General features: G+C 69.0%; 9 protein-coding genes and 1 pseudogene. 5 read left to right on the forward strand and 5 right to left on the reverse strand.

Going from position 1 to position 14653, the window contains the following annotated elements; genetic code table 11:
- Nucleotides 1-52 precede the first annotated feature (52 nt).
- Nucleotides 53-1072 carry a hypothetical protein gene (locus OIC96_RS47325; RefSeq protein WP_330301884.1) on the forward strand — a complete coding sequence of 340 codons (1020 nt, stop codon included), beginning with the start codon at nucleotides 53-55 and terminating at the stop codon, nucleotides 1070-1072.
- Nucleotides 1073-1317: 245 nt separating this feature from the next.
- Here OIC96_RS47325 and OIC96_RS47330 read toward each other — a convergent pair whose 3' ends face one another.
- A complete protein-coding gene (locus OIC96_RS47330) occupies nucleotides 1318-1890 on the reverse strand; it encodes a TetR/AcrR family transcriptional regulator (RefSeq protein ID WP_330301883.1) in 573 nt (190 codons plus the stop codon).
- A gap of 150 nt (nucleotides 1891-2040) precedes the next feature.
- On the opposite strand from OIC96_RS47330, the gene OIC96_RS47335 reads away from it, so the two are divergent.
- Nucleotides 2041-2859, forward strand: a complete 819-nt coding sequence (locus tag OIC96_RS47335) for an SDR family oxidoreductase (RefSeq protein ID WP_330301882.1) — start codon at nucleotides 2041-2043, stop codon at nucleotides 2857-2859.
- A gap of 142 nt (nucleotides 2860-3001) precedes the next feature.
- The gene (locus tag OIC96_RS47340; protein WP_330301881.1) at nucleotides 3002-3955 is read left to right on the forward strand and encodes an SDR family NAD(P)-dependent oxidoreductase; all 954 of its coding nucleotides are present in this window, start codon (nucleotides 3002-3004) and stop codon (nucleotides 3953-3955) included.
- Between the two features lie 33 nt (nucleotides 3956-3988).
- On the opposite strand, the gene OIC96_RS47345 is transcribed toward OIC96_RS47340, so the two are convergent.
- Both OIC96_RS47345 and OIC96_RS47350 read right to left on the reverse strand, forming a co-directional pair.
- Entirely contained in the window at nucleotides 3989-4426 is a 438-nt protein-coding gene (locus OIC96_RS47345; protein WP_330301880.1) for an IS5 family transposase, read from the reverse strand.
- Between the two features lie 171 nt (nucleotides 4427-4597).
- Complete coding sequence (locus OIC96_RS47350) at nucleotides 4598-5371, reverse strand: maleylpyruvate isomerase N-terminal domain-containing protein (RefSeq protein WP_330301879.1); 774 nt, start codon at nucleotides 5369-5371, stop codon at nucleotides 4598-4600.
- A 1150-nt stretch (nucleotides 5372-6521) separates the two neighbouring features.
- Here OIC96_RS47350 and OIC96_RS47355 point away from each other — a divergent pair.
- Nucleotides 6522-10793, forward strand: a complete 4272-nt coding sequence (locus tag OIC96_RS47355; RefSeq protein WP_330301878.1) for a discoidin domain-containing protein — start codon at nucleotides 6522-6524, stop codon at nucleotides 10791-10793.
- Nucleotides 10794-10849: 56 nt separating this feature from the next.
- Here the strand turns inward: OIC96_RS47355 and OIC96_RS47360 are convergent.
- Together OIC96_RS47360 and OIC96_RS47365 are read right to left on the reverse strand one after the other, a co-directional pair.
- A pseudogene (locus tag OIC96_RS47360) lies at nucleotides 10850-11239 on the reverse strand (RNA-guided endonuclease InsQ/TnpB family protein); the annotation flags it as partial.
- Nucleotides 11240-12080: 841 nt separating this feature from the next.
- Nucleotides 12081-12833, reverse strand: coding sequence for a helix-turn-helix domain-containing protein (locus OIC96_RS47365; protein WP_330301877.1), 753 nt, complete (start codon nucleotides 12831-12833; stop codon nucleotides 12081-12083).
- 383 nt (nucleotides 12834-13216) lie between these two features.
- Here OIC96_RS47365 and OIC96_RS47370 point away from each other — a divergent pair, with 383 nt between their 5' ends.
- Complete coding sequence (locus OIC96_RS47370; RefSeq protein ID WP_330301876.1) at nucleotides 13217-14650, forward strand: nucleobase:cation symporter-2 family protein; 1434 nt, start codon at nucleotides 13217-13219, stop codon at nucleotides 14648-14650.
- The last annotated feature ends 3 nt before the right edge of the window (nucleotides 14651-14653 follow it).

Raw genomic sequence — 14653 nt, forward strand, 5'->3', positions numbered from 1 at the left:
GGCGTCGCGCCCAAGACCATCCGCCGCGTGCTCGACGCGGCCCGTGCTCGCGATGTCAGCGACCGTCCCAGGCGAGCTGCGGCAGTCGATGCGGGACCTGCTGAAGGTTTCGGAGGGGAAGCGGGTCTCGGAGCTGGAGCGGCTGCGGACACCGCCGATGCGGGTGTCCGGGTCGGCGATGACGGCCGCGCTGGAGCGGGCGAGGGACGTGCGCGGGCTGGGCGCGCACCTGGTGGGGACCTCGGTGGTGGCGGCGGCGCGGATGGCGGGGCTGGTCCGGTACGGGATGGGCTCGAAGGCGCCGACGCTGCGGGATCTGGAGGAGAGCCGGAAGACCGCCACTCTGCTGGCCACGGTGCGGCATTTGGAGTCGGCGAGTGTGGACGACGCCCTGGACCTCCTCGACGTCCTGATGGCCTCGCGGCTCCTGGCCCGGGCGGACCGGGTCGGCAAGGAGGAGAAGCTCAAGGCGTTGGCGAAGCTGAAGCGGGCGGCGGGGCGGGTGGCGAAGGCGGTCGGGGTGCTGCTGGAGACCGCCCCGGCCGCCGACACGGGGGAGCTGGTGTCGGTGGTGGACGCGTGGGCGGCGATCGAGAAGGCCGCCCCCCGCGCGAAGCTCGCCGAAGCGTTGACGATCATCGCGGAGGTCGTCCCGGACGAGGAGGGCGACGAGGACGCGGAGTGGCGGGCCGCGCTGGCGACCCGGTACTCGACGGTGCGCGGGTTCATCCGGCTCCTGGTCGACGTCGTCGACTTCGGCGCGGTCGAGGCCGGCGCCCCGGTCGTGAAGGCGCTGAAGCAGCTGCCGCACCTGATCGGCCGCAAGAAGCTCGCGGCCGCCGAGGTCGAGCGGGACCGGGTGACCGGGTCGTGGCGGCGGCTGGTATTCGCCGCCCCGGAGCCGAGCCGGGGCTCGCGGACAAGGCGGCGTACTCGTTCTCTGTGCTGGAGCATCTCCACCGCGCCCTGCGCCGCCGGGAGGTGTACGCCCGTGGCGGGGACCGGTGGGGCGATCCGTGGGCCAAACTCGTGGCCTGGGACCGCTGGGAGTCCGCCCAGCCCACCGTGCTGACGGCGCTCGGCCTGGAGGCGGAGCCCGCCGCGCACCTCGCGGAACTCGCTTCCGCGCTGCACGGCGCGCGGCGCGCCGGGGTCGGCCGGGCGATGCCGGTCCGCGGCGACCCGGGGCCGCCGCGCTGCGGCGAGTCCTTACCGAGCGCACCCAAGGGCGGCCGGGCAGTAGTACTCACCCAGGGCGGGGAACCCCACTCGGTCACCGGCCTGCCTCCGCCACAGGCAGAAGCTTTCCCCCACGGGTCACTCGACGGGCGTGCCGGGGCCGGCCTGCCGCAGGCAGCGTTCCAGGCGTCGCAGATACCCGTTGAAAGACTCTTCCGCAGGCCAGGTCTCGTAGGCGGTGATCGTGGCGGCTACCGCGAGGTTCAGCTGGAGGATGGGAGTCAATTCGTCGGCGCCGGCGATGCGGGACTCCGCCCAGCGCCTCAGGTCGTTGAAGAACTGCTCGCCGAAGCGTTGGGCGGACTGCGCGAAGGCGGGTGACTGCGCCTTGAGACGGCGCTGCAGCGGCATGCGGTCGCGCAGACTCTCGCAGAACCCCGTCAGGATGGCGGTGAGTGAGTCCCAGAGCGGTTCGTCCGCAGGACGCTCATCCATCAGGGCCTGCCAGTCGAGCCGCTCCTCAGGATCCTGGTCCAGGACCGCGGCATCTTTGCCGGCGAAGTAGTTGAAGAAGGTGGCGCGCGAGACATTCGCCGCCTCCGCGATCTGCTCGACCGTCGTGGCCTCGTAGCCCTGCTCGTCGAAGAGTCGCAGCGCGGCGGTCTGGATGGCACGCCAGGTCGCCAGTTTTTTGCGCTCGCGCAGGTTCATGTGGTTCCTCCCATGAGCCCCATACTACGTGCGATTTCTAGACGGATATATTTCTGGATTAGGCTATCTTTGGACTCGTCTAAACTTTCTGGGCTACGGTGAAGGTAGTGCCCGGGGCAGCCCCGGGCGGCCATCCCTCAGGGAGAAGTAATGAGCAAGGTCTGGTTCATCACCGGTACATCCCGCGGCATCGGCCGCGCCTTCGCCGAGTCCGCGCTGGAGCGCGGGGACAAGGTCGCCGCGACCGCGAGGAACGCGGCGACGCTGGAGGATCTGGTCACCAAGTACGGCGACGACGCGGTCCTGCCACTGGCACTCGACGTCACCGACAAGGCGGCCGTTGCCGCCACGGTGGCCGCGGCGCACGAGAAGTTCGGCCGCCTCGATGTCGTGGTCAACAACGCCGGCTACGGACTGTTCGGCATGGTCGAAGAGGTCACCGAGCAGCAGGTGCGCGACCAGATGGAGACGAACTTCTTCGGCGCGTTCTGGGTAACCCAGGCCGTGCTGCCGATCCTGCGCGCGCAGGGCAGCGGCCACATCGTGCAGGTCTCGTCCGTCGGCGGCGTCGCCGCCTTCCCGTCGCTGGGCGCGTACCAGGCATCCAAGTGGGCGCTGGAGGGCTTCAGCGACTCCCTCTCCCAGGAGGTCGCCGGCGCGGGGATCAAGGTCACCATCGTCGAACCGGGCGGCTTCAGCACCGACTGGGCCGGTTCCTCGGCTGCGCACGCCGTGCTGAACCCCGCCTACGACGCGGTCCGCGAGGCCATGGCGGCCCGTATGGGCGAGGCCCGCTACAGCGAACCGGCCAACGCCGGCGCCGCCCTGCTGCAGATCGTCGACGCGGAGAACCCGCCGCTGCGCGTGCTGTTCGGGACCGAGCCCATCGAGATCATCGAGCCGCTCTACGCCGAGCGGCTCAAGACCTGGGCCGACTGGCAGCACGTCTCCCGGATCGCGCAGGGCTGACCAACCCGTCACGGCCCGGCGACGCAGGAACCCCTCCCACCCACTGGGCCTGGCGGCCAACCCTTGCCGAGTGTCGGACTCGTTCGACAGTGACCACACGTGACGTGGTCCTCGGCTTCTCACACATCAGGAGACCCAGTTCATGCCCGTACCTCAGACTCCCCGCACGTTCAGTGCGACCACAACCGCCGCCGAAGTGATCGACGGCGTCGACCTGCACGGCCGCCGCGCCGTGGTCACCGGAGCCAGTTCCGGGATCGGAGTGGAGACTGTCCGCGCACTCGCTGCGGCGGGCGCCGACGTCACCTTGGCCGTCCGGAACACCGACGCGGGCGCGCAGGTGGCGGCGCGCCTGGAGGCGGAACTCCCGTCCGGCTCGGGAAAGTTGTCGGTTGGCCGGCTCGATCTGTCCGACCGGTCGACGGTGGCTGCGTTCGTGGCGGCCTGGGACGGTCCTCTGGACATCCTCGTCAACAATGCCGGAGTGATGGCGCCACCCCAGATCGCCCGCACACCTGACGGCCGGGAATGGCAGTTCGGTGTCAACCACCTGGGCCACTTCGCCCTCACCGCCGGCCTCCACCCGGCGCTCGCGGCGGCGGACGGCGCCCGGGTCGTCGCGGTGAGCTCCATCGGGCACCTCTTCTCCCCGGTCGTCTTCGACGACCTCGACTACCGCTATCGCCCCTACGACCCGTGGACCTCCTACGGGCAGTCCAAGACGGCTGTCGTCCACTTCGCCGTAGCCGCCGCCGAACGCTGGGCCGACGACGGGATCAGCGTCAACGCCGTGATGCCGGGCAACGTCGGCGACACCGGCCTGTCCCGCAACACCGACATGGAGGCGGTGGCCGGGATGATGGCCGCGGGCGAACTCGCCCTGCCGCCGGGCAAGACCGTCCAGCAGGGCGCCGCGACCTCCGTCCTGACGGCCGCTTCCCCGGCCGTGGCCGGCGTCACCGGCCGCTACTACGAGGACTGCGCCGAGGCCAAACCCGTCACCGAGCGCGCCGGAGCCATCGCCGGTGTCGCCCCCTACGCCCTCGACCGCGACAACGCCGCGCGTCTCTGGGCGGCATCCGAGTCCTTGATCTAGTGCCCCTCCCGGCCCTAGGGGCTGTCCTGGCGATCATGAGCGGAGCCAGATGACGAGTGCTGCGGCGGTGACGGTGCCGAGGTAGACGTAGGCGCGTTTGTCGTATCTGGTCGCGACCGCGCGGAACTGTTTCAGCTTGTTGATCGCCCGCTCGACAGTGTTGCGCTTGGCGTACCGCTCCTTGTCGAAGCCGGGTGGCCGGCCACCGGTGCTCCCGCGCCGCAGACGGCCGGCCGCTTGGTCGGCTTTCTCCGGGATGACGTGCCGGATCCCGCGTCCACGCAGGTAGGCGCGGGTGCGACGGTTGCTGTAGCCCTTGTCGGCGCTGACGCTGTCGGGTGTCGTGCGAGGCCGGCCGGTGGCCAGACGGGGCACCCGGATCCGTTCCATGACAGCCTCGAACTGGGTGCAGTCGGCCCGTTGACCGGGCGTCAGGACGAGCGAGAGCCCTTCGCCCTTGAACAGCAGCACCGGCGCCGCGCAGTGTCCCCCAGTGCAGCGGCAGCCGCCCGCAGGTGCGCCTTTCGCCCTTGAACAGCAGGCCCGCAGCCTGCCCGCGGCCGCGCGATGTCCGCAACCCCGGGCCCAGTGGCGCCCGCAGGAGTGCGCGCACCGCCGACAGATGCGTCACGAGTGCGCGTTTTACGCGTTCGGGTCCCAGTCTGCGAGCTGCTCCATCGGCTCGGTGTCGCCGGTGGTCTCCAGGCCGTCGAGCGGGACGCGCTCGTAGAAGTAGAGGACCAGTTCGCTTGCTGCGCCTCGCATCGCCATGTCGCCCGGCTCCGCGTCGGCGGCGAGGTCGTCGCAGCGGACGCCGTCGGCGTTGAGGGTCAGGCGCCAGGAGCGGCCCTCGGTCGTGTGCAGGTCGATGGTTGCCGGCTTGAACGGCCAGGGGACGGTCGTCGCCGAGACGGTCGTCAGGAACTCGTCGACGCCCTCGACCGCGACGTCCGTCGGCAGCGGCTGTGCGGCGCCCTGGGTGAGCTGGGCGTCGTAGGTGTGGACGGCGATCTCCTGGATCTGGTGCCGGGCCACGGCTCCGCTGGTCTCCGGGGCCTGCGAGCGGCCCCACCAGGTCCAGCAGCCGCGGTCCGGGCCGGCCTCGCGCATCGCGTCGAGCATGAGCTCGGTCGACTCGGCGAGCCAGGCGTCCAGGGCTTCGTGGTCGCGGGGCGCGGTCGGGGCGCCCTTCGGGTCCGTCCTTGCCGGGGGTTCAGCGCCCGGGCCTGCCGCGACGATGGCGGCCTGGCGGCGGCGGCCGTCACCGAGGTGCTGCGCCAGTTCGCGCAGCGTCCAGTCCGGGCAGGTCGGGACCTGGACGTCAAGGTCGGGGGCGGACGCGATCGCAGCGCGGAACGCGGCCGAGCGGTCTTCGATCAGCCGCAGGACCTCGGGGAACTCCAAGATGTTTTGCACGGCGGTTGTGTATCACGGCGCTCCGGCCGCCAGGTAGCGAATTTGTCGGACGAACGCGTCGACGGCCGGGCGGAGCGCCGGCGCCGAAGCCATCGGGGAACGCACTCACAAGGATCCAGCGTGCGAAGCTCACATGGGTACATCACTCGCAAAGCTGGAACATTAGCCACGCGCGTGAATCGTGCAGAATCCGGCGTCTTCGCAGCTCACCGTGCATGCGGCGGAATATTCCAGGTTTCGTTGCCGCTCCGTGCCGCGTCACCATGAATGGACGCGGCCCCTTCGGATCGCAACCAGCACCGCACCCGACCGGCACGTCGCCGAACGCGCCCGATCCCGCAGGGAACATTGCTCTCTGTACACAACGACACTCGAGTTCCGTTGGCACTGCGGGATTCATCTCCGACGAGGACAACAAGGCGCGTGTGGTGCGCTCAGCATCTGTCGCGCAGAGGAGAACATCGACGAACTGCGGGCCGGGGTTGCCGAGTTACAGGTCACGGTCGCGGACGAGTCCAGCCCAGCGATCCGCCGGGAACGGGAACATCGCCGTCTGGCCTGCCTGGAGCGGTTCATCGACGGGCGCGAGCGCGGACGCCCGAGCGGGGATGCGCGGTGAAGGCACCAGCTGTGGTCGCCCGGGCCCGCTCATCGAGTACCCGATGGACACCACGAGGACGGTGGTCGACGCACTGTGGGACGCAGGATCGCGCAAGAAGTTAACGCATCTTGCGTTCACTTGCAGTATCGGAGCGCAAGCCCGCAACCGCCACTGAGTCGCGGACCGGACTCTGCGGGCCCGTAGAACTCGCCTCGGTGCCAGCCACTTGACCGCGTCATTGGCCCGTAAGTAACGCACGAGCCGCCATCACTCTTGAGTCATGGGTGCTTCTGGTGAAAATTGTGCCGCTCTAGCTGTAGACCCACTTATGCTGCTCTGCAATATTTCGATGAAACAACGCAAAATCCTGCCTGTTGATTCCCTTATGGAGATCATGCATCTCCGTCGGGTCGGCTCCTGCCGCCCGAACGCACTGCACCCCGCTTCGCACCGCACCGATCGTCCTGCACCTTTCTGCACCACTCCGCCAGGAATGAGCCGCCCTCGCCGCCCCACCGGCGCGCGAGCCTCCGCAGGAAGTGACCCCGTATGACTCGACACAAGCAGAGATCCCCAAGGCGGCGCGCAGCGACCGCCGCGCTCGCCTCCGCCGTCATGGTCCTGGGCCTGCCCGCCGTCGGCGCACACGCGGCCGGCGGCCCCAACGCCGCCGCTGACGCCGCGACAAAGGCGGGCAGCACCCGTGGCGCGCACGCCGCCGCCAACGTCACCGACGGCGACACCGACACCTACTGGCAGGCCGGAAAGAAGTCGGCCCAGTGGGTGCAGACCGACCTCGGGCGGACCAAGCGCGTCCGCCAGGTCGTACTGCGTCTGCCCGAGCACTGGCAGACCCGCAAGCAGACGCTGGCACTCCAGGGAAGCGCCGACGGAAAAAGCTTCGCCACGCTCAAGTCGTCGGCGCAGTACGTCTTCAGCCCCGGCAACGACAACACGGTGAAGATCTCCATCCCCGCGACTCTCGCCCGGTACATACGGGCCGATTTCAGCGCCAACTCGGTCGCCGGTACCGCTCAGCTCGCCGAGCTGCAGGTCCTCACGACCGCCGCCTCGACCCCCAACCTCGCCCAGGGCAAACCCTTCAGCGAGAGCGGGCACGCCGACGTCTACGGCGCGGCCAACGCCGGTGACGGCAACCGCAACACCTACTGGGAGAGCACGAACAACGCCTTCCCGCAGTGGCTCCAGGTCGATCTCGGCTCGTCGGTCAAGATCAACCAGGTGACGTTGCGGCTGCCCAGCGGCTGGCCGAGCCGCAGCCAGACCTTCAAGGTCCAGGGCTCGACCGACAACCAGAACTTCACCGACCTGACGGCCTCGAAGGCGTACACCTTCGACAGTTCCAACGACCAGTCGACGACCATCACCTTCGACACGACCACGACGCGGTACGTGCGCGCGCTGTTCACCGCCAACACCGGCTGGCCCGCCGGGCAGGCGTCCGAGCTGGAGGTCTACGGACCGGCGACCGGCGACACCCAGGCACCCACCGCGCCGACCAACCTGAGCTACACCGAGCCCGCCACCGGGCAGATCAAGCTGACCTGGAGTGCGGCCACCGACGACACGGCCGTGACCGGCTACGACATCTACGCCAACGGCCAGTTGCGGTCGAGCGTCGCCGGGAACGTCCTGACCTACACCGACACCCAGCCGGCCGGCAGCGACATCACCTACTTCGTGCGGGCCAAGGACGCCGCGGGCAACGTCTCCGCCAACAGCAACAACGTCACCCGCAAGGGAACGAGCGGCGACACCCAGGCCCCCACCGCGCCCGGCAACCTCGCCTACACGCAGTCCGGCAGCGACGTGAAGCTCACCTGGCAGGCGTCGAGCGACAACGTCCAGGTGACCGGCTACGACGTCTACGCCAACGACCAGCTCGTCAAGACCGTGGCGGGTGACGTCACGACCTACACCGACACCCCGTCGCCGACGGCCACGGTCACCTACTACGTGAAGGCCAAGGACGCCGCCGGGAACGTGTCGGTGGCGAGCAACAGCGTCACCCGGACCGGTTCCGGTTCCGGCTCCGACCTCGCCCAGGGCAAGCCCATAGAGGCCTCCTCGTACACCTTCACCTACGTCGCCACGAACGCCAACGACGGTCAGGTCAGCACCTATTGGGAGAGCGGGGGCGGCGCCTACCCGGCCACCCTCACCACCAAGCTGGGTGCCAACGCCGACCTCAGCCAGGTCGTCGTCAAGCTCAACCCCGACGCCGCCTGGTCCACGCGCACGCAGAACATCCAGGTGCTCGGCCGCGACCAGGACGCGACCGCGTTCACGAGTCTCGCCGCGGCGAAGGACTACACGTTCAACCCGTCGAGCGGCAACACGGTGACCATCCCGGTCTCCGGCGCCGCCGCCGACATCCAGCTCAAGTTCGCCTCCAACACCGGCGCCCCCGGCGCCCAGGTCGCCGAGCTCCAGGTGATCGGCACCCCGGCCGCCAACCCGGACCTGAAGGTCACCGGCATCACCAACTCGCCTGCGGCACCGGTCGAGTCGGACGCCATCAGCCTGACCGCGACCGTCACCAACAGCGGCACCAAGCCGTCCAAGGCCACCGACCTGAACTTCACGCTCGGCGGCACCAAGGCCGCCACGGCCGACGTCCCAGCACTCGCGGCCGGCGAGTCGGCGACGGTCACCGCGAGCATCGGCACCCGGGACGCGGGCAGTTACCCGCTCGGCGCCGAGGTGGACCCGTCGAACAAGGTCATCGAGCAGAACGAGGCGAACAACTCCTTCACCCGCGCCGACGCCCTCGTCGTCAAGCCCGTCTCCAGCTCGGACCTGGTCGCCGCGCCGGTCGCCTGGACGCCCTCCAGCCCCTCTACGGGCGACAACGTCACGTTCACCGTAGCCATCAAGAACCAGGGGACGACGGACTCGGCCTCCGGCACCCACGGCGTGACGCTCACGATCCAGGACGCCAACGGCACCACCGTCAAGACACTCACCGGCTCCTACAACGGCACCATCGCCTCCGGCCAGACGACCGCACCGGTCGCCCTCGGCTCGTGGACGGCCGCCAACGGCAAGTACACCGTCAAGACCGTCATCGCCGACGACGCCAACGAACTGCCGGTCAAACGGACCAACAACACCACCACACAACCCCTGTTCGTCGGCCGCGGCGCCGACATGCCGTACGACATGTACGAGGCCGAGGACGGCACCGTCGGCGGCGGCGCCAAGGTCGTCGGCCCGAACCGGACCATCGGAGACATCGCCGGCGAGGCGAGCGGCCGCAAGGCGGTGACCCTCACCGGGACCGGCCAGTACGTCGAGTGGACCACCCGCGCGGCGACCAACACCCTGGTGACGCGCTTCGAGATCCCGGACGGCACCGACACCACGCTCAACGTCTACGTCGACGGCCAGTTCCTCAAGGCCATCGACCTCACCTCGAAGTACGCCTGGCTCTACGGCAACGAGACCGCGCCCGGCAACTCGCCCGGCTCCGGTGCTCCGCGCCACATCTACGACGAGGCGAACCTGCAGCTCGGCAAGACCGTGCCGGCCGGTTCCAAGATCCGCCTCCAGAAGGACGCGGCCAACACCTCCACCTACGCCATCGACTTCATCAACACCGAACAGGCGACGGCGATCCCGAACCCGGACCCGGCCGCCTACACGGTCCCGGCCGGCTTCTCACACCAGGACGTGCAGAACGCGCTCGACACGGTCCGCATGGACACCACGGGCAAGCTCGTCGGCGTCTACCTGCCCGCCGGTGACTACGAGACCTCCAGCAAGTTCCAGGTCTACGGCAAGGCGGTCAAGGTCGTCGGAGCCGGGTCGTGGTTCACCCGCTTCCACGCTCCCGCCGCGCAGGAGAACACCGACGTGGGCTTCCGGGCCGAGGCGACCGCCAACGGCTCGTCGTTCACCGGCTTCGCCTACTTCGGCAACTACACGTCCCGGATCGACGGTCCGGGCAAGGTGTTCGACTTCTCCAACGTCTCGGGCATCACCATCGACGACATCTGGGCCGAGCACATGGTGTGCCTCTACTGGGGCGCCAACACCGACAACATGACCATCAAGAACTCCCGCATCCGGGACACGTTCGCCGACGGCATCAACATGACGAACGGCTCCACCGACAACCACGTAGTCAACAACGACGCCCGCGCCACGGGCGACGACAGCTTCGCGCTCTTCTCGGCGATCGACGCGGGCGGCGCCGACGAGAAGAACAACCTCTACGAGAACCTGACGTCGACGCTCACCTGGCGTGCGGCCGGTATCGCCGTCTACGGCGGCTACAACAACACCTTCCGCAACATCCGGGTCGCCGACACCCTGGTCTACTCCGGCATCACGATCTCCTCGCTGGACTTCGGCTACCCGATGAACGGCTTCGGGACCGATCCGACGACGATCGAGAACGTCTCCCTGGACAGAACGGGCGGCCACTTCTGGGGCTCCCAGGTCTTCCCGGCCATCTGGGCGTTCTCGGCCTCCAAGGTCTTCCAGGGCATCCGGGTCAACGACGTCGACATCGACGAGTCGACCTACGGAGGCGTGATGTTCCAGACCAACTACGTCGGCGGCCAGCCGCAGTTCCCGGTGAAGGACACGATCTTCACCGACATCTCCATCACCAACTCCAAGAAGAGCGGGGACACGTTCGACGCGAAGTCCGGGTTCGGCATCTGGGCCAACGAGCTGCCCGAACCCGGTCAGGGACCCGCCGTCGGCGAGGCCACCTTCCGCAACCTGCGGATGAGCGGCAACGCGGAGGACGTCCGCAACAGGACCACCACCTTCACGATCAACATCCAGTGACTTGTTCCTCGGGCTGAAGCCCGAGGATTCTGGCCTTCTTGTCCGACCCTGTGCCGCTACGCGGCACGGGGTTCGGGCAGGGATCCGTGGCTTCCTGTTTCTTCGCGCTGTGCCGGGACGAGTCCTGGTCTGACCTCCGCTCCGCAGGCTGCAACCGCCAGTCCGGCGGCCGTTTTGACGTTGATCGCGGCGTTGTGGTCCCGGTCGTGGAGGGTCCCGCAGGCGGTGCAGGTCCATTCCCGGACGTTCAGGGGCTTGGGTCCGTCTTTGATACCGCAGGCCGAACAGGTCTGGGAGGTCTGTGTGAACCGGCCGATCTTCACCACAGTCCGGCCATACCGGGCCGCCTTGTACTCCAGCATGGTCACGAACGCCGACCATCCGGCGTCGTGGACACTCTTGGCCAGTCTGGTGCGCGCGAGTCCTTTGACCGCCAGGTCTTCCACGCCGTCAAACTCCCGTCTGCCCCGCGACGCCATGCACGCGCCCCCACCCTCGAACGCACCGCTCGACAAGGTTCAGCCACGACGAGCCGGTCGGTGTGAAGTGGCTAGATCTGGGCGATGCATGGCTGGTCACTCTGGGCCGAAACCCGGTTGCGCAGTGTTGGAGGATGAGGGACATGGTCACCGAAGAGCGCGCCGCGCCGACCGTGCCCTCAAGGAGCCTTTCCCCGGTGGCCGGCTCGCCCGCCCTTTGCTCTACGAAGAGCCGGCCCAGCGGCCCCATCACGTGCAGCGTGCCGATGTCCCACAGTGTGCGCATCACCATCGGCGGTGCGGACGGCCGGGCACGGGACTCATCCAGCCCGGCCTCCCTGGCCGCGGGCGGGCGACGTGGGGCCGATCCGCTGAACCGAGCCCAGCCTCAACGACCTCGTGCATGGTCAGCGTGAGCACATGATCGGCCGTGCCATCAGCGATGCCGTGCTCGACCGGGATTCGGGCTGATGAGTGGGCGAACCCGGCCGCAGATCTGAGCACTTAGTCCCTGATAACCGGCATCAGCAGACCTGCCTCGATAGTGCTTGGCGCAGGGGAGCGGCCGATGCCTCGGAGGGCCGTGTGGACTGGTTCGATGACGCAGTCGAGCGGGCGGCAGGAGGGCCCGAGGGCATAGGGGTGCCCTGAGCAACGGGGAACGTGGGAGTTGCCCGAGCTGGGGCGTCGCGGGGTGAGCGAGCCCCGACAGGCCCTGCCGAAGACTGCATGAACGGATCTTCCATGATGCGGAAATCGGCTTCCGTATGGATGGGGGGCTCTAGTGCCTCACGTGACGGCGAGTGTGTCAAGACCTCCTCTCTGGGAGGCGGGTGAGGTCAGGCTCCCTGGTGCGCAGCTGCCGCCACAGCTGTTCATCGACCCGGTCGAGGAAGGTCAAGGCCTCGCGCTCGACCGCTTCGGCGGCAGCTCCGGTCCGGCCGTGGTTGTCGATCCGCTGGTACGCCAGGTGGAGCTGTTCCAGAGCGCGGTGGATCTCCGCCGGCGCCACGGGGACGATCTTCGCGACGGGCCGTACGTAGTTCGGCCACCACCCCGTGACCGCCTCGCGCAGCAGCACGCGCAGCTGCCCCGTCCTGCCGCATGCGCCGACGAAGCAGGCGGGCGGCGGCCGAAGTACCTCGAACAATGCTTGGGTCTGCCGTTCGGACCCGCGCCAGCGGTTGCGCCGTTCCGCCTCGGCGTAGCGGTCGCGGGTCATGCCTACCCCCAGGGCCACCTGCTCCACCGTCAGTCCGAGGAGCGTCCGGCACTGCAGGAGCGTAGCCGGTTCGCCGAGCAGATCACCCGGCGAGCACCACAACGCGGCTGCCAGTGCGTTGATTTGATGGGCTGTCGGCGCCTCCGTGCCCCGCTCCCAGGCCAGGAGTGTGTCGGGGTGGAGGGGGTGCCCTTGGAAGGCCGAGACGGCCCAGGCGACCTGGCCGCGCGTGAGTCCGAGCTGCTCGCGCACGCGGGCGGCGTGGCGGGGCTCGAGCGGGGGATAGGCGGAGTCTTCTTCGCCCTCGGACGGGCTGTGGAGATCGTCTTGGGATGGCATAGCCGGACACCGTAGGGCCGGGGGCCGCCCCAGCCAAGACCTGCGGATTCCGCAGGAGTTCAGGACGCCGGTTGACGCGCGTTGACAGCCCTGGCCGACGGCGGTTGTGCGTACCTCCAAAGAATCACAGGAATCAATTGGTCTGCCTGGAGGAGTTGACGACCAGGGGTCCTGTTCGTATGGTCGCAGCCGTCCACAGTGGAAAGTAAATTCCGCAACAGGGAATCGCGTCGTTCTCCGCACTCCGGAATCCGGCACGATTTCCGTATCCCTCCGGGCAGGTCCGTCCACTTGTCCGGCCGTGCTTCGCTCTCGACCGTCCCAGCCGTGCGCCGGCCGGGCGGTCTCTCGGAGGGACTGTCCCCATGCGCTCGCCTAGGCTCTTGACGCACGACCGCTCCGCCCCGTCCCTCCCCGCCCATCCCGCGGACGAAGTGCTGCCCATGCGGCGGATGATCCCCGCCGCCCTGCAGCACGTGGGCAGCATGTACGCGGGCCTCGCGGCGCCTCCGCTGATCATCGGCGGCGCGATCGGCCTGACCGCGGCACAGCTCACCGCTCTGCTGGCCGCGAGCCTGGTCGTCGCGGGCCTGGCCACCGTCGCCCAGACGCTGCGCTTCTGGGGTGTCGGAGCCGGGCTGCCCGTCACCAACGGCGTCTCGTTCGCCGTGGTTTCCCCGGTCCTGGCCGCTTCCGCGTCACGGGGGCAGGACACCCTGCCTCTGGTGTTCGGCGCCACCCTCGTCGCCGGGGTCGTCTGCTTCCTCCTGGCGCCGGCCTTCTGCCGGCTCGTCCGCTTCTTCCCGCCCGTCGTCAGCGGTTCCGTCATCACGTTGGTCGGCCTCTCGCTGCTGCCGGTGGCCGGGAAGTGGGCCCGGGGCGGCGACCCCGAGTCCTCCGGCTACGGCTCACCGTCCAACCTCGCGCTCGCCGCCGGAACCCTCGCCTTCACGCTTGTCCTCCACCGACTCCTCAGCGGACGTTTCCTGCAACGGGTGGCGATCCTGCTCGGCCTCATCGCCGGCACGGCCGCCGCGGTGCCGATGGGCAAGGTCGACTTTGACCACCTCTCCCAGGCACCGCTGTTCGCGCTTCCGCAACCGTTCGCCTTCGGCGCCCCGCAGTTCGAGGCGCCGGTCATCGCCACCATGCTCGTCGTCATGCTCGTTTCCATGACGGAGTCCACCGCGTCCCTGATCGCGGTGGGATCGGTCGTCGACAGGCCGGTCGACGACCGCGTCATCGCGGGCAGCCTGCGCGCCCAGGGTCTGGGCACCGCACTCGGCGGCGCCCTGGGAGCCTTCGTGAGCTGCGCCTACGGGCAGAACGTCGGCCTGGTCGCGATCAGTCGCATCCGCAGCCGGTACGCGGTCACCCTGTGCGGAGCGATCCTGGTCCTCATGGGCCTCGTGCCGGTCCTGGGCTCGCTGGTCGCGCTCGTGCCGCTGCCCGTACTCGGCGGGGCGGGAGTCGTCTTCTTCGGCTCGATCACCGTCGCCGGAATCCGGACCCTCGCCAAGGCATCCCTGGCCACCGGGCACAACGGCATCATCGTGTCCGTCGCCCTCGCCTTCGGCCTCTTCCCCATCGCATCGGCCGACTTCTACGACCGGCTCCCCGCGCCCGTCACCATGGTGCTGGGATCGGGCATCACTGCGGGATGCCTCGCCGCCGTCCTCCTCAACCTGCTCCTGAACCACTTTGGACGGGGCAGCGAGGCCAACGAGAGCCACATCCCCACCGCACAGGTCAACGCCTTCGACGGCATCGACAGTCAGGCACACCTTCCCCCGCGTTCAGTCCGACAACGACGATGAATC

Source organism: Streptomyces sp. NBC_00775 (assembly GCF_036347135.1).
Lineage (GTDB): Bacteria > Actinomycetota > Actinomycetes > Streptomycetales > Streptomycetaceae > Streptomyces > Streptomyces lutosisoli.

Coding starts and splice junctions, on each gene's coding strand:
- OIC96_RS47325 (WP_330301884.1), top strand. CDS start 53: ATGTCAGCGACCGTCCCAGGCGAGCTGCGGCAGTCGATGCGGGACCTG.
- OIC96_RS47355 (WP_330301878.1), top strand. CDS start 6,522: ATGACTCGACACAAGCAGAGATCCCCAAGGCGGCGCGCAGCGACCGCC.
- OIC96_RS47365 (WP_330301877.1), bottom strand. CDS start 12,833: ATGCCATCCCAAGACGATCTCCACAGCCCGTCCGAGGGCGAAGAAGAC.
- OIC96_RS47330 (WP_330301883.1), bottom strand. CDS start 1,890: ATGAACCTGCGCGAGCGCAAAAAACTGGCGACCTGGCGTGCCATCCAG.
- OIC96_RS47335 (WP_330301882.1), top strand. CDS start 2,041: ATGAGCAAGGTCTGGTTCATCACCGGTACATCCCGCGGCATCGGCCGC.
- OIC96_RS47340 (WP_330301881.1), top strand. CDS start 3,002: ATGCCCGTACCTCAGACTCCCCGCACGTTCAGTGCGACCACAACCGCC.